19 protein-coding genes, 1 pseudogene and 2 riboswitches are annotated in these 17,627 nt (G+C 67.8%); of the genes and pseudogenes, 15 read left to right on the top strand and 5 right to left on the bottom strand.

From position 1 onward, the window contains the following. Positions 1–125: pseudogene (locus AC5P68_RS15320) on the top strand (IS110 family transposase); the annotation flags it as partial. A gap of 11 nt (positions 126–136) precedes the next feature. On the opposite strand, the gene AC5P68_RS15315 reads toward AC5P68_RS15320, so the two are convergent. Further along, positions 137–1,300 carry a serine hydrolase domain-containing protein gene (locus AC5P68_RS15315; protein WP_495217107.1) on the bottom strand — a complete coding sequence of 388 codons (1,164 nt, stop codon included), beginning with the start codon at positions 1,298–1,300 and terminating at the stop codon, positions 137–139. 67 nt (positions 1,301–1,367) lie between these two features. Continuing rightward, positions 1,368–2,297 (bottom strand): aspartyl protease family protein, encoded by a 930-nt coding sequence (locus AC5P68_RS15310; protein ID WP_288416215.1) that lies wholly within the window; start codon positions 2,295–2,297, stop codon positions 1,368–1,370. A gap of 106 nt (positions 2,298–2,403) precedes the next feature. On the opposite strand from AC5P68_RS15310, the gene AC5P68_RS15305 reads away from it, so the two are divergent. The 7 genes from AC5P68_RS15305 to AC5P68_RS15275 all read left to right on the top strand — a co-directional run bounded on the left by AC5P68_RS15305 (position 2,404) and on the right by AC5P68_RS15275 (position 7,876). Further along, the gene (locus AC5P68_RS15305) at positions 2,404–3,111 is read left to right on the top strand and encodes a response regulator (RefSeq protein WP_005411222.1); all 708 of its coding nucleotides are present in this window, start codon (positions 2,404–2,406) and stop codon (positions 3,109–3,111) included. A 32-nt stretch (positions 3,112–3,143) separates the two neighbouring features. After that, positions 3,144–4,442 carry a sensor histidine kinase gene (locus AC5P68_RS15300; RefSeq protein WP_231522804.1) on the top strand — a complete coding sequence of 433 codons (1,299 nt, stop codon included), beginning with the start codon at positions 3,144–3,146 and terminating at the stop codon, positions 4,440–4,442. A gap of 72 nt (positions 4,443–4,514) precedes the next feature. Next, complete coding sequence (locus AC5P68_RS15295) at positions 4,515–5,015, top strand: MarR family winged helix-turn-helix transcriptional regulator (protein ID WP_164208806.1); 501 nt, start codon at positions 4,515–4,517, stop codon at positions 5,013–5,015. After that, positions 5,012–5,752: a DNA alkylation repair protein gene (locus AC5P68_RS15290; RefSeq protein ID WP_099530458.1), complete on the top strand. Its 741-nt coding sequence runs from the start codon at positions 5,012–5,014 to the stop codon at positions 5,750–5,752. Before AC5P68_RS15295 ends, AC5P68_RS15290 begins: the two co-directional genes overlap by 4 nt. 47 nt (positions 5,753–5,799) lie before the next feature. Further along, entirely contained in the window at positions 5,800–6,138 is a 339-nt protein-coding gene (locus AC5P68_RS15285) for a DUF6616 family protein (protein ID WP_005411218.1), read from the top strand. A 111-nt stretch (positions 6,139–6,249) separates the two neighbouring features. After that, positions 6,250–6,507 (top strand): hypothetical protein, encoded by a 258-nt coding sequence (locus tag AC5P68_RS15280; RefSeq protein WP_005411217.1) that lies wholly within the window; start codon positions 6,250–6,252, stop codon positions 6,505–6,507. A gap of 295 nt (positions 6,508–6,802) precedes the next feature. Next, positions 6,803–7,876 carry a 3-deoxy-7-phosphoheptulonate synthase gene (locus AC5P68_RS15275; RefSeq protein WP_164208787.1) on the top strand — a complete coding sequence of 358 codons (1,074 nt, stop codon included), beginning with the start codon at positions 6,803–6,805 and terminating at the stop codon, positions 7,874–7,876. Positions 7,877–8,044: 168 nt separating this feature from the next. Here the strand turns inward: AC5P68_RS15275 and AC5P68_RS15270 are convergent, their stop codons facing one another. Beyond that, entirely contained in the window at positions 8,045–8,662 is a 618-nt protein-coding gene (locus tag AC5P68_RS15270; RefSeq protein WP_005411215.1) for a trimeric intracellular cation channel family protein, read from the bottom strand. Positions 8,663–8,746: 84 nt separating this feature from the next. Beyond that, positions 8,747–8,850: riboswitch (glycine riboswitch) on the bottom strand. A gap of 13 nt (positions 8,851–8,863) precedes the next feature. Further along, positions 8,864–8,953: riboswitch (glycine riboswitch) on the bottom strand. A 40-nt stretch (positions 8,954–8,993) separates the two neighbouring features. Here AC5P68_RS15270 and AC5P68_RS15265 point away from each other — a divergent pair. From AC5P68_RS15265 to AC5P68_RS15255, 3 genes are all read left to right on the top strand, one after another. Next, positions 8,994–9,269, top strand: a complete 276-nt coding sequence (locus tag AC5P68_RS15265) for a GIY-YIG nuclease family protein (protein ID WP_024957887.1) — start codon at positions 8,994–8,996, stop codon at positions 9,267–9,269. A 71-nt stretch (positions 9,270–9,340) separates the two neighbouring features. Beyond that, positions 9,341–9,772, top strand: coding sequence for a nuclear transport factor 2 family protein (locus AC5P68_RS15260; RefSeq protein WP_164208784.1), 432 nt, complete (start codon positions 9,341–9,343; stop codon positions 9,770–9,772). A gap of 5 nt (positions 9,773–9,777) precedes the next feature. Next, positions 9,778–10,233, top strand: coding sequence for a hypothetical protein (locus AC5P68_RS15255; RefSeq protein ID WP_049402293.1), 456 nt, complete (start codon positions 9,778–9,780; stop codon positions 10,231–10,233). A 91-nt stretch (positions 10,234–10,324) separates the two neighbouring features. Here AC5P68_RS15255 and AC5P68_RS15250 read toward each other — a convergent pair whose 3' ends face one another. Beyond that, positions 10,325–11,605 (bottom strand): NAD(P)/FAD-dependent oxidoreductase, encoded by a 1,281-nt coding sequence (locus AC5P68_RS15250; protein ID WP_012481378.1) that lies wholly within the window; start codon positions 11,603–11,605, stop codon positions 10,325–10,327. 123 nt (positions 11,606–11,728) lie between these two features. On the opposite strand from AC5P68_RS15250, the gene AC5P68_RS15245 reads away from it, so the two are divergent. Together AC5P68_RS15245 and AC5P68_RS15240 are read left to right on the top strand one after the other, a co-directional pair. Further along, a complete protein-coding gene (locus tag AC5P68_RS15245; RefSeq protein ID WP_005411210.1) occupies positions 11,729–12,508 on the top strand; it encodes an NYN domain-containing protein in 780 nt (259 codons plus the stop codon). A 143-nt stretch (positions 12,509–12,651) separates the two neighbouring features. Beyond that, a complete protein-coding gene (locus tag AC5P68_RS15240; protein ID WP_005414615.1) occupies positions 12,652–13,272 on the top strand; it encodes a glutathione S-transferase family protein in 621 nt (206 codons plus the stop codon). A gap of 96 nt (positions 13,273–13,368) precedes the next feature. On the opposite strand, the gene AC5P68_RS15235 is transcribed toward AC5P68_RS15240, so the two are convergent. Next, the gene (locus tag AC5P68_RS15235) at positions 13,369–15,546 is read right to left on the bottom strand and encodes a primosomal protein N' (protein WP_231522805.1); all 2,178 of its coding nucleotides are present in this window, start codon (positions 15,544–15,546) and stop codon (positions 13,369–13,371) included. A gap of 413 nt (positions 15,547–15,959) precedes the next feature. On the opposite strand from AC5P68_RS15235, the gene AC5P68_RS15230 reads away from it, so the two are divergent. After that, a complete protein-coding gene (locus tag AC5P68_RS15230; RefSeq protein WP_231522790.1) occupies positions 15,960–16,964 on the top strand; it encodes a hypothetical protein in 1,005 nt (334 codons plus the stop codon). Beyond that, positions 16,957–17,541 (top strand): DUF3106 domain-containing protein, encoded by a 585-nt coding sequence (locus tag AC5P68_RS15225; RefSeq protein ID WP_005414612.1) that lies wholly within the window; start codon positions 16,957–16,959, stop codon positions 17,539–17,541. The genes AC5P68_RS15230 and AC5P68_RS15225 overlap by 8 nt, the downstream gene beginning before the upstream one ends. Positions 17,542–17,627 lie beyond the last annotated feature (86 nt).

Raw genomic sequence — 17,627 nt, 5'->3', positions numbered from 1 at the left:
TTTACGCTGGCCTGAAGGCCAAGGGCAAAGCGAGCAAGGTGGCGCTCGTGGCGGTCATGCGCAAAATGCTGGTGATCCTCAACGCCCGTAAGCGAGACGCCGAGGTGGCCCTCGGCTGCCCCTGACAAGACAGTTGCTACTTCACGAATGCCTTCGCAGCGCCGTACTCCCACTGCCACGGTACGCCGATGTCGCCGAGCACGAAGGCCACCAGCGCCGGGAAGGTCGCCTCGGCGCGCACATCGTTGCCCAGGATCACCACGCAGCGCTGCTGCTGCTCGACGCACACCAGCGTATTACCGACTGCATCATCGTGGCCGCCCTTGTAGAAGCCCGCGCCTTGCGGGCCACGGAACGTCACCACCCCCAGGCCGGCCGCCAGGTCCCTGCGCTGCAGCGCCTTCGGCAGCTCCGGCTGCAGTGTGGGGAACTGGCTGGCGGTGGTGATCGGCAGCTGCGGCCGCACCAGCTCCTTGCGCATCTTCGCTGACAGCCCATCGCCGCGCACGTAGCCGGCGGCGAAACGGGCCATGTCGGCGATGGTGGTATCCATCGAACCGGCCGCGCGCACGCGGCTGCGCTCATCGTGCGGCTCGGCGGTGCCCTCCATGGTCCAGCCGTCGGCCAGGTTGGTGGCGAAGTCCCCGCGCCACATCATGCTGGTGCGGGTCATGCCGAAGCGGTCGAATACCCGCTGCTGCATCAACGCACCCACATCCTCGCCCAGCCGTCCGCGTTCGATCACGAACTGCAGCAGGATCAGCCCTTCGCCGGAATAGCCGTAGCGGCTGCCTGGATCGAAGTTGAACTTCAGCCGGCCGTCCGGTTCAAGAAACGCGAAGTTGGCAAAGCCACTGGCGTGGTTGAGCAGCAGGCGTGGGGTGAGCTGGCGCCAGCGCGCATCATCGGCCAGCACGCGGTAGTCGGCGTACTTCTTCGTTTCGGGCGGATAGTCCGGCAACGGCTTGTCCAGCGCTGTGGCGATGCTGGCATCCAGATCGATCCTGCGGTCCTGCGCCAGCTGCGCGACCAGATGGCCGAATGCCATCTTGGTCAGCGAGGCGGCGTACATCACCGTATCGGTGCGCAGTGGTTCGCCTGCGGTATTGCGCTCGCCGTAGGCGGCGACGTGCACCACCTTTCCGCCGTCGATCACCGCCAGTGCCATGCCGCGCGCCTGTGCGGCATGCATCAACCGCTGCGCTTCGGCATCGATGCGGGCTGGCGAGGGTACCGGGGGAGGTGCAGCCAGCACGGCCAGCGGGAACAGCGTCAGCAACATCAGGGCAGCACGGCACATGCGTGGAACTCCTGGTGGGGCGCACGGTGATGCTACGCCAGGCTGCCGCTGGCGTCATTGCCGGATGTCAGCTGGCCTGCGGCCGGCGCAGGCAGATCCGGGACGCGCCGGCACCGATGTCCACCTGGCCGCCGCGCATTGCATCCGCACCAAGGATCAGCGCCGGCCGGCCCTCCAGGCCGATCGCCTTGAACACTGGCAGTTCGCTGATGCGGACCTCCATCGAGGGGTGCTGCCAGCCGTTGCCGGCCATGCCGGGCAGGGTGTACAGCCAGGTTGCCTGCTTTCCGCCGCCCAGGCCTTCGGTGCCCTTTTCACGCACCCGCACCCGTGCGTCGCTGCCGTCGGTGCGCAGCCCCAGTGCGCGGGCTGCTTCGGCGTTGAGGACGGTCTGCGCGGCACCGGTGTCGACCACGGCGATGGCGTCCACCGCGGGCGCGCCCAGTCCAAGCATGATGAAACCGAACTGGCGCAGGCCGTCAGTGCGTCCGGGCAGCGCATTGGGCTGGCAACCCGGTCCTTCCAGATTCAATCCGCCGGGTGTCCACAGCGCCAGTTGATTGCGGCCGAAGTCCCAACGGGTGTCCCAGCGTCCGGTCAGATCGTTGCCGATCAAGCCGTCAATGGCCGGATCATCGTCCTTCGGCAACGACGACAGATCGACCTTCATGGCTTGGGCCTGCAGCTGCCAACTGCCCAGCTGCCAGGACGTTCTGCGTATGCGCTGCAGCCGCGCGGAGGCTGCACTTGCCCCTTGGGCCTGTGATACCTCTGCATCCGCATCCCCCAGACCGTAGCGCCGCACGACGCGGTCATCGACCAGCGTGGCGCCTGCCGCGCTGTCGACCACGAAGCGCAGCGGTTCGGCACGCCCGTCCAGCGACACGGCCACGGCCGGATGACCGCCCTGCATCCACATCGGCAGGATGTGTTCGGGGGAATCGGACGCCAGCGCAGCCAGCGGGGCAGCAAGCAGGACGAATGGGATGAGGCGCAAGGCAAGTCTCCGCAGTGATCATGGGTGACCATTGGCGCGCAGCGCCGTATCGCGGGAATATCGGCGTTGATACCGTCCTGATACAGACCTGCCTGATACTGCCTGCATGACGACTCCCGCCCGTGTCATCGTTGTCGATGACGACGCCAGCATCCGTGATGCCATCGCCGATTGCCTGTTGCTGCATGGCTACCAGGTACGGGTGGCAGCGGACGCGACGGCGCTGGACGTGCTGCTGCAGGTCGATCGCCCGGACGTGATCATCCTCGACTGGATGATGCCCGGTGAGGATGGCCTGTCGGTCTGCCGCCGGCTGCAGGCACGGGCCATTCCGATCCTGATGCTGTCGGCGATGGGCAGCGCACCGGACAGGGTGATCGGCCTGGAGATGGGCGCGGACGACTACCTGGCCAAGCCGTTCGATCCGCGCGAGCTGCTGGCGCGGGTACGCGCGCTGCTGCGCCGGCAGGACAAGCTGCGCGCGCAGGTAGCCAGTGAACTGCGCTTTTCTGGTTGGCGGTTGCTGCCGGAACAACGTCGCCTGCTGGCGCCGGATGGGAACGAGCTGGTGCTCAGCCGTGGTGAATTCAGCCTGTTGCTGGCGCTGGCCGAACGCCCCGGGCGGGTGCTGGGGCGCGAGCAGCTGCTGCAGCTGAGCCGTGGCGAACCGAGTGACAGCGTCGACCGCGCGGTCGACCTGGCGATCAGCCGCCTGCGCCGCAAGCTCGGGCAGGCCTCACCCGGTGCGGAAGCCCTGGTGCAGACATCGCGTGGCGAAGGCTATCGCTTCCACGCCGAGGTACAGGTGCTGTGAATAGCCGGTGGCCGACCGCGCGTTGGATCACGATGCTGGCCCTGGCCAGCCTGCTGCTGGCGACACTGGTCAGCGTGGCCGTGGTTGGCTGGATGCCTCGGCCCGCGCCGCCACCGATGCGGTTGGACCAGGCCGTGCAGGTGCTGCGGGGGGAGCAGGCCGCGGCACCACTGGGCCTGCATCTGGCGACGCAGGATGCGCCACCAAAGGGCAGTGCCAGTGACTGGCTCACCCAGTTGGCGGCGCTGCAGATGGGTTTGCCGGCGAAGGAGGTGCGCCTGGTCTGGAGCGGACAGGGCAAGGCGCCTGATGTACAGGTCATCGAAGGCGGCGAGGTGCTCGACGGCACGGCGCGGGTCGGTGTACTGAAGGCGCAGGCCGCGCTGCTGACCGCGATGCAATGGCCGCCGTTTGAACTGGGCGTGCGCCAGGCCGATGGCCGCTGGCGGGTGGTCGGCAGCGATCACAGTGATCTGGCAGCTTGGCGGCGACAGGTGATACTGGCGCTGCTGGGCGGTGCCGTGTTGCTGGCGCCGCTGGCGGCGTGGGCATCGATCCGGCTGGGGCGTCCACTACGACGCTTGGCCGATGCCAGTGCACGCGTGGACCTGCAAGCCGACACGCCCCTGCCGGATGATGGCCCGCGCGAGGTACAGATGCTGGCCGCCGCGATCGGCACCGGTCGAGAGCGCCTGCGTGCGCAGGCCCAGGACATGACCCATATGCTGGCTGCAGTGGCGCACGACCTGCGCACACCATTGACCGGCCTGCGACTGCGCGCCGAGTTCGCGCCCACACCACAGGCGGCCCGGATGGTGGCGGACATCGAGCGCATGGACACGATGATCGAGCAGGTGCTCGATTACGCACGCGGTGAACTGCAGCCGTTGCAGATGCGCCCGCTGGATCTGGCCGCGCTGCTGGAGGAGTGCGTGCAGGCAGCGTTGCTGCGCGGTGTCGAGATCTCCATGCAGGGGCCGGACAGTCTGCCCTGGCACGGCGACGCGTTGCTGCTTCGGCGCGCGTTCGACAACCTTATCGACAATGCCGATCGCTATGCCGGGGCGGTGGAACTGCGGCTTGCCGTGGTTGAGCGAGGGGTCCAGCTGGAGGTGATGGATCGGGGCCCAGGTATCGCCGAGGGCGACCGAGTACGCCTGCTGCAACCGTTCCAGCGCAGCGAGCGTTCTCGTAGTCGCACCACCGGTGGAGCGGGACTTGGGCTGGCAGTGGCCGCAAATGTGGCGAGGCGGCACGCGGGCGAACTGCAGCTGCTGCACCGGGAGGGCGGCGGGCTGGTTGCGTGCCTGCTGCTGGGAAAGTTCACCTGATATCGGCTGTGGTTTACAGGCAGCGGCTGTTTGGCTGTATGATTAGGCGCCTAACCATATCACGTGCGTGAGATGATCGAAGCCAAGCACCATGCCCTGATCGAGGAAGCGCAGCGACGCGGTCACGCCAACATCGCGCCGCTGCGCCTGTGTTTCCAGCTGCTCTCGCTGTCCTCGTCGATCGATCGCGACTGCGCCGCGCGGCTGGCACCGCATGGGCTCAGCGAGGGTCGCTTCATCGTGCTGTTCCTGTTGCACGGGGCCGGTGGCGCACTGCCGCCGCATGTGCTGGCCGAGCGCGCCGGCGTGACCCGCGCCACCATCAGCGGCCTGCTCGACGGCCTGCAGCGCGAAGGCCTGCTGCAGCGTCGCAACGATGACGGGGATGGCCGCCGCCTGCAGATCGTGTTGACCGCACCGGGAAAGCGTTTGGCCGAATCGCTGTTCGAGCAGCACACGCAATGGATCGGTGGGCTGTTCAACGGCCTGGATGCTGATGAACAGCAGCAGCTGTCACAGCTGCTGCGCAAGGTCTGGCAGTACACGGACGCCGGGCGGGAATCCGCAGCATGAGCACGGCCATTCCTGCGGAACGCCGGCAAGCACTCAACACCGGCCGCGTCCCCGCCACCCATCTGGCAGAATGCCTGGCAGTGGATTTTGCCGCGCTGCTGCAGGTGGTGGCGCCTGCGCTTGCACCGGAGGCGCAGCAACGCATGCGGGACGCCTCAGGCAAGGGCATCACCCTGCGCATGGCCCTGGCTGCGCAACTGCTGCGTGAGGCGGGGCAGGGGGCGCCTGCGCTTTGGCAGCATCACAGCTCCGATACCGTGCGTGGCTGGGCCTGCTACCTGATCGGCAGCGATGCCCGCGCAACGCTGGCAGGGAAACTGCAGCAGATGCGCACACTGGCCGATGACCCCCATTTCGGTGTGCGCGAATGGGCGTGGCTGGCACTACGCACGGACATCGTTGCCGCACCACTGCAGGCGCTGGAGCACCTGCAACCGTGGTCACAGGAAACATCGCCGTACCTGCGCCGCTTCGCCTGCGAAGCACTGCGTCCGCGCGGTGTCTGGGCCACGCATATCGCACTGTTCAAGCAGCGCCCGGAACATGCATCCGCGCTGCTGGAAGCACTGGCCGACGATCCGGAACGCTATGTGCAGGATTCGGTCGGAAACTGGCTCAACGATGCCGGCAAGACCCAGCCGCAGTGGCTGCGCCAGCTGTGTACGCGTTGGCAGCATGAGCGCCACAGCGACGCCAACGCCTACATCCGCAAACGCGCGCTGCGCTCGCTCCGGTAGTGCCGGCCGCTGGCCGGCAACCCCCGAACCCTCAAGGAAGAACCACCATGTCGCACACCTTCATCGAGCTCTACACCGCCACCCCTGCCTGGACCACACTTCCGCCCGAGCAGCGGAACGCCTTCTTCGCCCGTATCGGCGCCGGCATGCAGCAGTTCGATCCGGTCCGCATCACGCCGCTGGCGATGGGCCGCATTGCCTCGGGCGTACCGCACGGCAGCGATGAGCAGTTCTATGCGGTCTGGCGCTGCGCAAGCCGCGAGGAGGTCGATGCGTTGATGGCCGGCATTGCCGCTACCGGCTGGCATGAGTACTTCACCACCACCCAGGCGGTAGGCGCGATGGACAGCATGGCCCAGCACCTTGCCGACCTGGCCGCCTTGTAGCGGCGCGGCAGACGCCGGCAGATTCCGTGCTGGGCATGGGTGGCACATGCGCCTGTCACCCAGACGCGGTAAACAGGACATTGCCCATGCCCATCCGCAGGAAAGTCGATCATGCAGAGCACGCTCCAGGTCACGCTGTTCGGCCCTCTTGGCGACAGCCCGGCGTTGCAGTTGCCGGGGCTGGAGGGGCCGTCGGTGGCCATCCAGGAATCGGCCCTGCGGCGCTTGGTTTCCGATCTCTACACCGCGCGTTCCCTGCTCAACCCCGAGCAGCTGGACGAGGCCCGGCAGGAACTGGATCGCGTGCTGGAACGCTGGGCCGACATCCATGAGGGCCTGCTGCTGGACGTGGAAGTGCATGGCAAATGAGCGACGTTGCGTGGTTGCCGCCGCGTGGGCAGGGCCGGCGCGCATCTCGCTGAACCGCGTCCCCAGTTGCGGATGAAACATTTTGCACTGCGCAAAAGCTGTGCTATCAATACAACCCATGAACGCAGCCGCCACCCGCTTTTACTGGTATTACTTTCCGAAGCCACTGGCGGAGGAAGGACTGCGCTCACCCTGAAGAAAGCTTCAGACGCATTCCCGAAAGCCGCCAGCGAACCTGGCGGCTTTTTTCATGCTGCCACGCTGGGGACCCCCAACGTTCCGGAGACCTCCCCCAATGCCCCCGCACACCGACGACCTGCGTATCCGCACCATCGAACCGCTGACACCGCCTGCCCAGCTGCTGGCGATGCTGCCGTGTGACGATGAAGCCTCCGACACCGTCAGCGCCTCGCGCGCGGCCCTGCACCAGATCCTGCATGGCCGTGACGACCGCCTGGCAGTGGTGGTTGGCCCATGCTCGATCCACGACCCGAAGGCCGCCATCGAGTACGCCCAGCGCCTGAAGCCGCTGCGTGACGCGCTGGCCGGGGAACTTGAAATCGTGATGCGCGTGTACTTCGAGAAGCCGCGCACCACGGTGGGCTGGAAGGGCCTGATCAACGATCCGGACCTGGACGGCAGCTTCAGGATCGACAAGGGCCTGCGCATCGCCCGTGGCCTGCTGCGCGACATCAACAAGCTCGGCCTGCCGGCCGGCGTCGAGTTCCTCGACGTGATCTCGCCGCAATACATCGCCGATCTGGTGGCGTGGGGCGCGATCGGCGCACGTACCACCGAAAGCCAGGTGCATCGTGAGCTGGCCTCGGGGCTGTCGTGCCCGGTCGGCTTCAAGAACGGCACCGATGGCAACGTCAAGATCGCCGCTGACGCGGTGGGTGCGGCGTCCAATCCGCATCATTTCCTGTCGGTGACCAAGCAGGGCGGCACCGCCATCGTGTCGACCACCGGCAACCCGGATTGCCATGTGATCCTGCGTGGTGGCAGGCAGCCGAACTACGACGCGACCAGTGTCGCCGAGGCCTGCCAGGCGCTGACCAAGGCCAAGCTGCCGACGCGCCTGATGATCGACGCCAGCCACGCCAACAGCCTGAAGAACCCGGAAAACCAGCCGAAGGTGATCGAGGACATTGCTGTTCAGCTGGAAGACGGCGAACAGCGCATCGTTGGCGTGATGATCGAGAGCCATCTGGTCGGTGGCCGCCAGGAACTGGTGGAAGGCCAACCGCTGGTCTACGGGCAGAGCATCACCGATGGCTGCATCGACTGGGACACCACCGTGACGGTGCTGGAGCGACTGGCCGCGGCCGTGCGCGCCCGTCGCGACGTGAAGGTGTCCGAAGCCGCTTGAGTGCGGCACGTGTGTGGATGGCGGCCAGCGCCTGCGGGGGTGCGGCCGCGATCAGGGCCGGTCGGAGTTGGAGACCGGCCCATCTGCACCGGCGATGCGCCTGGCGCTGCGCATGAGCGACAGCGCCAGGTACATCGCCGGGGTGGTGCGGATTCCGCCGCGCGAACCTCAATGCACTTCGTCGTGGTACACGAACTTCGGCATTTCCCAGCGGTAGTGGATCGCCAGCAGGCGCAGCGCGAAGCCGCCGCCGAGGCAGCACAGGATCGCGGTGGCGTCGGCCACGCCCCAGTGCAGCAGCAACAGGTAGGCCGCGCCAGTCAGCAGCGCGATGATCGCGTACAGCTCCTTCTGGAAGATCAGCGGCACCTCGTTGCAGAGGATGTCGCGCAGCACGCCGCCGAACGCGCCGGTCAGCATGCCGGCGATCAGCACGATCGGCATCGCATGGCCGGCTTCGCGCGCGATCGAGCAGCCGATCAGGGTGAAGGCGATCAGGCCCAGGCCATCGAGCACCAGGAAGGTGCGACGGAAGTGGTGCATCCAGCGCGCCACCCAGGTGGCGATCAGCGCCGCGCACACGGTGAAGCCCAGGTACTCGGGATGCTTCACCCAGCCCAGCGGGTAGTGGCCGAGCAGGATGTCGCGCAGTGAACCACCGCCGAGTGCGGTGACGCAGGCGATCATGACCACGCCGAACAGGTCCATGCGGCGGCGGCCGGCAGAAAGTGCGCCGGTCATGGCTTCGGCGGAAATGGCGATCAGGTAGATGATGGACAGCAGCATGGGACAGGCTCCGGGCGCGGTGGGGCCGGCCATGCGCGACTACCGCCACTGCCTGCGCAATGACGGGATGACGATGACCGGTGCCGCTCCCGCTGTCCTTTTGCCTGAGAGTTCAGCGGCATGGGCCGCGTGCCCCTTCGGCGGATCGTCCCGGGCGTGCCCGGTGACCTCTCTCCAGCTCGGCGAGTCGAATGCATGGTTGGTGGGATTCCAGCCCACCGGCCTGAGCGATCATGGGAGCCTGCGCCTTCGGCGGGCGCCAGCGCGGCGCCTCTCTCCTGCATTCGGGCGCCAGTATATCCGCTGCAGTGCAGCACGGCATAATCCGGGCATGGCCCCGTCCCTCCGCCCGTGGTTCCTGTACCTGCTCGAATGCCGCGATGGCAGCTATTACGCCGGCATCAGCACCGACGTGGACGCGCGCTTCGCCGCCCACCAGGCCGGCAAGGGCGCGCGCTACACCCGGGCCCGGCCACCGCTGCGCGTGCTGGCCGTGCGCGAATACCCGGACCGGGCCGCCGCCTCGCGGGCCGAATGGCAGCTCAAGCAGCTGCCGCGCGAGCGCAAGCTGGCGTGGTTGCAGGCGGTGGATGCCGGGTCCCTGTAGATCCATGGCATACATGGATGCCTCTGTGCCGCCATGCGATGATCGCCCAGCCCTCAGCGCTGGAGACCCGGATGTCCACCGTCGCCCTGTTGTTCGCTCTCTCTGCGTCAACCAGTCCCGCTGCCGACCCGGCCACCCTCGTGGCCATCGAAGCCACCTGCCATGACTACGTCGACGGCCAACTGGAGGCCGACCCGCAGCGCGTCGCCCGCTCCCTGCACCCGGACCTGGCCAAGCGCGCGGTCCTCGGCGATACGCCCGACGAGCGGCTGGGCCTGCGCCGCATGTCGAAGGAAGAACTGGTCTCGTTGACAAAGCAGGGCGCACTGAAGACCCCAAAGGATCAATGGGACCGCCGCTGCACGGTGCTGGACGTGACCGGCAATGCCGCCTCGGTGCGATTGGAAACGCCGTGGTTCGTCGATTACTTCCACATGGGGCGCTTCGACCAGCGCTGGATCATCGTCAACGCGTTGTGGTACCCGAAACCGAAGGCGAAGTGAGCGCGATGCGTGCCGCCGGTAAGGCATGGGTCTCCGTCGTCGTACTGGCCGCCGGCATCGCACTGCTGCCTGGCCTGCTGTACCTGTTCGGGCTGGCGCTGGTGGAAGGCCGGCCGCAGCCGGCGGACCGCGCGCCCAGTGGTGTGGCTGCGTGCAGCAGTGAACCGCGAACAGGATTTCAGCCGATGAATCCCTGGAGTTTCGCCGCGCAGTTCTTCGACGACGACGCGATGAAGAAGAAGGTGCCAGAGGTGGAACGGGAGGCGTTCTGGATTGCCCGCCGCCATCTTTGGCGGCAGCCACGGCACGACATGCTGCGCTGGCATCTGAGCAGCACGGCACTGACGATCTGGATTACCCGCAACTGGAGTGCCGCGCAGATTGCCGACACCGCAAGGAAGGAGGACTTCTGCCGCGCATGGTCGAAACGGCGGGCGCCCGGTGGCCCGATGAAGCGGTAGATCCACGCCATGCATGGATGATGTTGACGGAGTCAGAGCCCTTTCCTGCGGAGAGGGGGCGGACCGCGCGGCAGCCGGCCAGCGGCCGGCACTACCGTCGGGGTCGCCGGTCTTCCTGGTCATCACCGAAGATGATGCGCGCGCTGCGCTGGTAGCTCCAGTACGCCACGGCCCAGTTCAGCAGCACCACGATGCGGTTGCGGAAGCCGATCAGGAAGAACACGTGCGCGGCCAGCCAGAACCACCAGGCCAGCACGCCCGACAGCTGCAGCCGCCCCAGGTGCACGATCGCGGCCATGCGACCGATGGTGGCCAGGTTGCCGTAGTCGGCGTACTTGAACGGGCCGGGCTCGGGCTTGCCGTGCAGGCGTGCGCGGATCACCTCGGCCACGTATTTGCCCATCTGCTTGGCAGCGGGTGCCACGCCGGGTACCGGCTTGCCGTCGGCCTGGCTCAGTGCGGCCAGGTCACCGGCCACGAACAGCTCCGGGTGATCGGGCAGGGTCAGGTCCGGTTGCACCGGCACGCGGCCGGCGCGGTCCAGCGGCACGTCCAGCGTGCGCGCCAGCGGTGAAGCGGCCACGCCGGCGGCCCAGACCACGGTGCGGGCCGGTACGAACTGGTCACCGAGCGTGAAGCCCTGGCTGTCGATGTCGCTCACCGGGGTACCGGTCAGCACTTCCACGCCCAGCTTTTCCAGCTGGCGGCGTGCTTTCAGCGAAAGTACTTCCGGGAACGAGGACAGCACGCGCGGGCCGGCCTCGACCAGCCGCACCTTGGCGCTGGCCGGGTCGATGTGGCGGAATTCGTTGCGCAACGTATGCCGCGCGATCTCGGCCAGGGTGCCGGCCAGTTCAACACCAGTGGGACCGCCACCGACCACCGCGAAGCTCAGCCATGCGGCCTTCTTCGCCGGGTCCGGTTCCGCCTCGGCGCGCTCGAACGCCAGCAGCAGCTTGCGGCGCAGCGCGATCGCATCGTCCAGCGTCTTCAGGCCGGGCGCATCATCGGCCCACTGGTCGTTGCCGAAGTAGGCGTGGGTGGCGCCGGTGGCCAGCAGCAGGCTGTCGTAGTCCAGCGTGCTGCCATCGGCCATGCGGATCTGCCGGGCCTGCTTGTCGATGGCGACCACTTCGCCGAGGCGGACTTCCACGTTGCGCTGGTGGCCGAGGATATGGCGCAGTGGTGCAGCGATATCCGGCGCGGACAGGCCGGCGGTGGCCACCTGGTACAGCAGCGGCTGGAACAGATGATGGTTGCGGCGGTCGACCAGGGTGATGCGTATGCGCTCGCGGGCCAGGGCACGGGTGGCCCAGAGACCGGCAAAACCGCCGCCGACAACAACCAGGTGGGGAACGCGCTCGCGACTCATCGACTCACTCCAGTGGGGGCATTGGGGGAAGCGCCTGGCATCTTCGCACGGCGACTGCCTGTCACGTCAGCGCCCGCGTGGATCGGCGATACTCGGGTTCAGGCAACCGCCCGCGAGGAGTCCATGAGCGAACCGGAAAAGCGCATCGCCCTGTTGATCGACGCCGACAATGCGCCGGCCTCGAAGATCGACGAGGTGTTGGCCGAAGTGGCCCGCTATGGGGTGGCCAACGTGCGCCGCGCCTATGGCAACTGGAAGAGCCCGCGACTGAAGGGGTGGGAAGCGGTGCTGCATGAGTATGCGATCCGTCCCATCCAGCAGTTCGCCTACAGCAAGGGCAAGAATGCCTCGGACATGGCGATGGTGATCGATGCCATGGACCTGCTGTACGCACGCAACCTGGATGGCTTTGCCATCGTCTCCAGCGATGCGGACTTCACCCCGATGGTGATGCGCCTGCTGACCGATGGCGTGAAGGTGTACGGTTTCGGCGAGAAGAAAACACCCGAGCCGTTCGTCAACGCGTGCTCGAAATTCACCTACCTGGAAGCACTGGGCCAGACCCACGCCAGCGTGCCGGATACCGAACAGGCCTCCAGCGAACAGGCCTCGAACGAGCCGGTGGCCAACGACGATGCGCGCCCGCGCAAGAGCGGTGCGGAAATGCGTAGCGACACGCGGCTGGTGAAGATGCTGCGCCGCGCGGTGTCCGCGGCCGAGGGCGAGGATGGCTGGTCGCACCTCGGCCCGGTCGGCAGCCAGATCGGCAACCAGGCGTCGTTCGACCCGCGCAACTATGGCTACGGCAAGCTCAGCGATCTGCTGGCCGCGATCGGCCTGTTCGAACTGAAGAAGGATGGCAAGTCGTCCTACGTGCGCGCGCTGCCGAAAAAGAACCGGTAATGCCGGCCGCTGGCCAGCGAGGAACCGGTAGTGCCGGCCGCTGGCCGGCAATTCCCGGACGCCAGATCCCGCATCCGGCATGCACACACCCCGCCCGATCAGGGGTATCGTTGCCGCTCGCATTGCCAGCAAGGAATACCCGCATGTTGAAGATCTGGGGCCGTCGCAATTCCAGCAACGTCCGCAAGGTGCTGTGGTGTGCCGAGGAAATCGGCCTGCCGTACGAGTCCATCGAGGTCGGTGGCAGCCACGGCGGCACGCAGACGCCGGAATACCAGGCGATGAATCCCAATGGCCTGGTACCGGTGATCGAAGACCACGGCCTGCCGCTGTGGGAATCGAACGCCATCGTGCGCTACCTGAGTGCGCGCTACGCGCTGGGCACGCTGTACGCCGAAGACCCGATGGAACGCGCCCAGGCCGAGAAGTGGATGGACTGGAGCACCTCGCGCATGGCGCCGCTGTACACCGACCTGATCTGGGGCATCATGCGCACCGCCCCGGCCGACCGCGACGAAGCGCGGATCAATGCCGCCATCGTGCGCGCCGGCGACTACCTGGCGATGGCCGATGCCACCCTGGCCAAGCAGCCGTGGCTGTCCGGCGAGACATTCGCGATGGGTGACATCCCGCTGGGCTCGCTGATCTATGCCTGGTTCGAACTGCCGATCCAGCGTCCGGAACTGCCGCACCTGGCCGACTGGTACGCCCGTCTTCGCGAGCGCCCCGCCTACCAGCGCGGCGTGATGTCGCCGCTGACGTAAGCGAAAGCGTCCGGGGTCAGAGCCCTTTTCTGCGAAAAGGGATCCGACCCCAGGGCATCGGGGTCGGATCCCACCCGACGGGTGGGCTCTGACCCCTCAATAAAGATCCGTCGGATCCACATCCAGCGACCAGCGCACCTTGCGTGCTTCCGGCAGCGCATACAGCTGCGGTACCAGTTGCGAAAGCACCCCGTGCAGCGGTGGCCGCTGCGCGGCAGACAGCAGCAGCTGGGCGCGCTGGTAACCGGCGCGCCGTGGCATCGGCGCCGGCATGGGTCCATAGGCTTCCACCACGTCCTGCTCGCCCAGCAGCTGTCGCGCTGCCAGCAGGAATGCATTGGCATGCTCCACCTGCTGCGCTTCGGCGCGCATCAGCGCCAGATGCGCGAACGGCGGGAATCCTGCGGCCTGGCGCTGGTTCAACTCGGCCTGCGCGAACGGGTGGTAGCCACCGCTGACCAGGGTTTCCAGCAGTGGGTGCCCCGGGTGATGCGTCTGCAGCCAGACTTCGCCCGGGTCGCGCGCGCGTCCGGCGCGACCGGCGACCTGGATCAGCTGCTGCGCCAGTTTCTCGCTGGCGCGGAAGTCGGCGGAGAACAGGCCTTCGTCGATGCCGGCCACCACCACCAGGGTCAGCTTGGGCAGGTCGTGGCCCTTGGCCAGGATCTGCGTGCCGACCAGGATGCCGGGCTGGTCGCCCAGTTTCGCCAGCTGTTGTTCCAGTGCATCGCGTCGCGACGTGGTGCCGCGGTCGATGCGCACCACCGGGAAGTCGGCGAAGGCGGCGGTGAGATGTTCTTCCAGGCGCTCGGTGCCGATGCCCTGCGGTTGCAGCGCCAGACTCCCGCACGCGGGGCATGCCAGCGGCGCCGGTTGCCGCGCACCGCAGTGATGGCACTGCAGGCGACGACCGCCGCCATGCACGGTCATCGGTGCATCGCAGCGGTTGCATGGCGCGGTCCAGCCGCAGTCGTGGCACAGCAGTACCGGCGCATATCCACGGCGGTTCTTGAACACCAGCACCTGCTGGCCGCGCTGCAGGTGCTCGCCAATGCCGGCCAGCACGTCGGCCGAGAGGCCGTCATGCAATGGTCGCTTGCGCACATCAAGGATGCGCACGCGCGGTGGCCGCGCATCACCGGCACGCTGCTTCAGGCGCAGGTGGGTGTAGCGCCCGGCATAGGCGTTGTGCAGCGTCTCCAGTGAAGGCGTAGCGCTGCCCAGCAGCACCGGAACGCCCAGCGCCTTGCCCCGGACCAGGGCGAAATCGCGTGCGTGGTAGCGGATGCCATCCTGCTGCTTGTAGCTGCCGTCATGCTCCTCGTCGACGATCAGCAGGCCGGCCTGCGGCAGCGGCGTGAACACCGCCGAGCGGGTGCCGACGATCACCCGTGCCTCGCCGCGCGAAGCCGCCGCCCAGACCCGGGCGCGCTCGTTGTCGTTCAACCCCGAATGCAGTGCATGCACGGCGATGCCGAGGCGGCCGCGGAAGCGTGCCAGGGTCTGCGGGGTGAGGCCGATTTCCGGCACCAGCACCAGCGCCTGCTTGCCTTGGGCCAGGCAGTGGATGATGGCCTGCAGGTAGACCTCGGTCTTGCCGCTGCCGGTTACGCCATCCAGCAGGAACGGTTGGAAGCCCTCGACTGCGTTGATCGCCGCCACGGCCTCTGCCTGCTCCGTGTTGAGGGTGGGGCCAGGCAGTGGCTGCGCGTGCTGCGGAGCGACGCGCAGCGCCACGCGTTCGGCCAGCTCGCGCTTGGCCAGGCTGCGCGCGGCGGTGCGCCAGTCGTCCATGCGTTCGCCCAGCACGTCCTCATCGACGATGGCGTCGGCCAGCAGCTCGGCCAGCTGCCGGGGGCGGCTGCCGGCGCGCAGTTTTTCGCGCTGGGCGCGGCCTTCGGCGGTCAGCTGCCAGCCCCAGTGATGGGTGTCGGGCAGGGCGTCGCCATGGCGCAGCGGGCCCGGCAGGGCGGTGCTCAGCACCTCGCCCAGTGGCGCATGGGTGTAGCGCGCCAGCCACTGCAGGCTGTGCCACAGCTCGCCCTGGAGCAGCGGGTGCGGGTCGCACCAGGCCAAGGCCTGGCGCAGTCCCTGGCCGTCATCGGTCTGGCCGTGCCCCACCACTACGCCGACCAGCTCGCGGTTGCCGAACGGCACCTTCAGGCGGCAGCCGACCGCGACCGTGGGGCCATCGCGCTCTGGTGACAGGTAGTCGAACAGGCGCGGCAGCGGGACGGGCAGGGCGACCTGCAGGGTCGGAATGGGTGAAAGCATCGGGCCAGTGTAACGGGCCATGCGCGCGCGGATGGCAGGGGCCAGAGACTGCCGGGGGGCCTCCGTCGAATCTTAAATGTCACCTAAATATCGGTGTCCATTGGAGATTCAGTCTTATCCACATGTTCTGTGGATAACGTTGTGCGTTACCGGTCGACGGGAACGCAGGAGGCCGATGGCGACGAGCTCACGCTTGGGTTGGTCAAAAAATCGCCACACTTAAAAGTCATTCAAAATCAACAACTTGAGTGTGAAACATTGCTGAAACAGAGTGAATTCAGCTGGATGCCGCAGTTTTCCCCGAGGCGGGCGTGGTGCTGTGCACAACCTGCAGCACGAAGTGCCTGCGCGCGCAAGTCCTACGGGTGCCGATGGGCTGCCGCTATCATGCCGGCAGACCTTTGGAGTGACCGATGACGGCTGTGCCCGCCCCTGTTTCCTCGACCGCGGCCGGCGCGCTGTCGGCGTTCCTGCGCGGCGTCGAGCGCCGCGCCCTGGTGGTGGCTGAGCTGCAGTGCGGCGATGCCGCGCGAGCCGAGCAGACCCTGGTGGCGGTGATGCGTGCCTTCGCCGCGGTCGCCAGCGACCTGCCGATGGCGCAGTGGCCGACCCGCTTCTGGACCCTGCTGGGCCAGCGCCAGGCGCTGCGCGAGCCGGTGGGCGGCCAGTGGCTGCCGCCGTTGGCCGCGCTGGGCGAAATGGGGCCGCTGCCGCGCTTGGCGCTCCTGCTGCGGGTGGGCGGCAGTCTGGACGAGGGTATCGCCATGCGCGTGCTCGACCAGGACGAAGCGGGCTACCAGCACCTGCTGGCCGATGCCTGCCCCCGTGATGCGCTCGGCCAGCCCGATGCGTCGGCATGGCGCCAGCTGGCCGAACAGGTGCAGCTGCGCATCCGCGACCTGCCGGCCAAGCGCCTGCAGCAGCTGCAGCAGCCGGCTGCGCCGGCCGCCAGCAATGAAGCTCCCCCGACCAGCTGGCGCGCACCGCAGCGCGATGATCGTGCGGCCGCCCAGGGCAAGCGGCGGCGTCCCAATGCCAGGCCGCGCTGGCGCGGCCCGGTGATCCTGCTGGTGACGGTGGCGGTGCTGTTGGCCGCGGCAGTGGGCTGGCGCTACTGGCAAGGACATTCATCCGGTAGCGACGCTCCACTGCCGGAAGGGGTAGTGGGCGAAGCTGGCCCGGTCACGGTGGAAGCGCTTCCGCCGAGCAAGGTCAATGCCACGCCGGATGCGACCCCGGCCCAAGCCTCCGACGACGCCATGATGCTGGCCGACCGCGACTATCCGCTGGTGGCCGATGCCGATCTGTATGCCTGGACCGCCGCCGGCGGCCCGTTGCCGGTGGACGAATCGCAATCCAGGCCGAGCCGGCCCGAGCCGGCCAGCGCCACGCTGGAAACCGCTGCCGCCGATGAATAAGACCCTGTTCGCCAGCCTGCTGCTGGCCCTGCCGTTGTCGCTGTCCGCCGCGCCGCAGACCTTGAGCGTGCCGCTGCCGCCGCCAGTGCCGGGCAGTTCACCGGCGGCTCCCGCTCCGGCCACCACAAACACGACGCCCGCTGCGTTCACCCAGCTCGACGCCCAGCAGCAGCGTCAGCGCCGTGCCGACTACGCGGCCTGGCGCGCCCTGCCGGAGAGCGAGCGGGAGCGCATCCGGCAGGCTGCGGCGCGGTTCAATGCGCTGCCGGCGGACCAGCAGCAGCGCCTGCGCGAGCAGTTCCAGGCGCAGGACCAGGCCTTCCGCGAGGGCTGGCGGCTGGGCCCGCAGCTGGGACTGGAGTTCCCCAAGCTGCACGGCCTGTTCGGCTTCGTGCCACCGGAACAGCGCGAGGCCGCGCTGGCCGTGCTGCGCCAGCTCAGCCCAGCGCAGCTGGCCCAACTGACCCTGGTCGCGCAGCGCACGCCACCGCAGGAGCGTGACACGGTGCGAGGCGCGTTCCTCGCCGTGCCGGCCGCCGAGCGCGACGCCTGGCTCAAGCGCCAGGCCGGCCAGTAAACAAAGGGGACGGAGGGGATTAAGTCGTGTTCGGCACAGTCGGGCTTGAAACGACTTAATCCCCTCCGTCCCCTTTTTCTGTTCGT

This window comes from Stenotrophomonas sp. YJH_SMC_58, assembly GCF_059369635.1.
The sequence above is the reverse complement of the archived record's forward strand: the minus strand, read 5'-3'. Positions and strand labels throughout refer to the sequence as shown.

Excerpts from the sequence above, each read along its gene's own strand:
- AC5P68_RS15255 (WP_049402293.1), top strand. The coding sequence starts at position 9,778 with ATGCGTGCCGCCGGTAAGGCATGGGTCTCCGTCGTCGTACTGGCCGCC.
- AC5P68_RS15245 (WP_005411210.1), top strand. The coding sequence starts at position 11,729 with ATGAGCGAACCGGAAAAGCGCATCGCCCTGTTGATCGACGCCGACAAT.
- AC5P68_RS15240 (WP_005414615.1), top strand. The coding sequence starts at position 12,652 with ATGTTGAAGATCTGGGGCCGTCGCAATTCCAGCAACGTCCGCAAGGTG.
- AC5P68_RS15315 (WP_495217107.1), bottom strand. The coding sequence starts at position 1,300 with ATGTGCCGTGCTGCCCTGATGTTGCTGACGCTGTTCCCGCTGGCCGTG.
- AC5P68_RS15230 (WP_231522790.1), top strand. The coding sequence starts at position 15,960 with ATGACGGCTGTGCCCGCCCCTGTTTCCTCGACCGCGGCCGGCGCGCTG.
- AC5P68_RS15265 (WP_024957887.1), top strand. The coding sequence starts at position 8,994 with ATGGCCCCGTCCCTCCGCCCGTGGTTCCTGTACCTGCTCGAATGCCGC.
- AC5P68_RS15260 (WP_164208784.1), top strand. The coding sequence starts at position 9,341 with ATGTCCACCGTCGCCCTGTTGTTCGCTCTCTCTGCGTCAACCAGTCCC.
- AC5P68_RS15305 (WP_005411222.1), top strand. The coding sequence starts at position 2,404 with ATGACGACTCCCGCCCGTGTCATCGTTGTCGATGACGACGCCAGCATC.
- AC5P68_RS15235 (WP_231522805.1), bottom strand. The coding sequence starts at position 15,546 with ATGCTTTCACCCATTCCGACCCTGCAGGTCGCCCTGCCCGTCCCGCTG.
- AC5P68_RS15300 (WP_231522804.1), top strand. The coding sequence starts at position 3,144 with ATGCTGGCCCTGGCCAGCCTGCTGCTGGCGACACTGGTCAGCGTGGCC.
- AC5P68_RS15280 (WP_005411217.1), top strand. The coding sequence starts at position 6,250 with ATGCAGAGCACGCTCCAGGTCACGCTGTTCGGCCCTCTTGGCGACAGC.
- AC5P68_RS15275 (WP_164208787.1), top strand. The coding sequence starts at position 6,803 with ATGCCCCCGCACACCGACGACCTGCGTATCCGCACCATCGAACCGCTG.
- AC5P68_RS15250 (WP_012481378.1), bottom strand. The coding sequence starts at position 11,605 with ATGAGTCGCGAGCGCGTTCCCCACCTGGTTGTTGTCGGCGGCGGTTTT.
- AC5P68_RS15295 (WP_164208806.1), top strand. The coding sequence starts at position 4,515 with ATGATCGAAGCCAAGCACCATGCCCTGATCGAGGAAGCGCAGCGACGC.
- AC5P68_RS15285 (WP_005411218.1), top strand. The coding sequence starts at position 5,800 with ATGTCGCACACCTTCATCGAGCTCTACACCGCCACCCCTGCCTGGACC.
- AC5P68_RS15225 (WP_005414612.1), top strand. The coding sequence starts at position 16,957 with ATGAATAAGACCCTGTTCGCCAGCCTGCTGCTGGCCCTGCCGTTGTCG.
- AC5P68_RS15290 (WP_099530458.1), top strand. The coding sequence starts at position 5,012 with ATGAGCACGGCCATTCCTGCGGAACGCCGGCAAGCACTCAACACCGGC.
- AC5P68_RS15270 (WP_005411215.1), bottom strand. The coding sequence starts at position 8,662 with ATGCTGCTGTCCATCATCTACCTGATCGCCATTTCCGCCGAAGCCATG.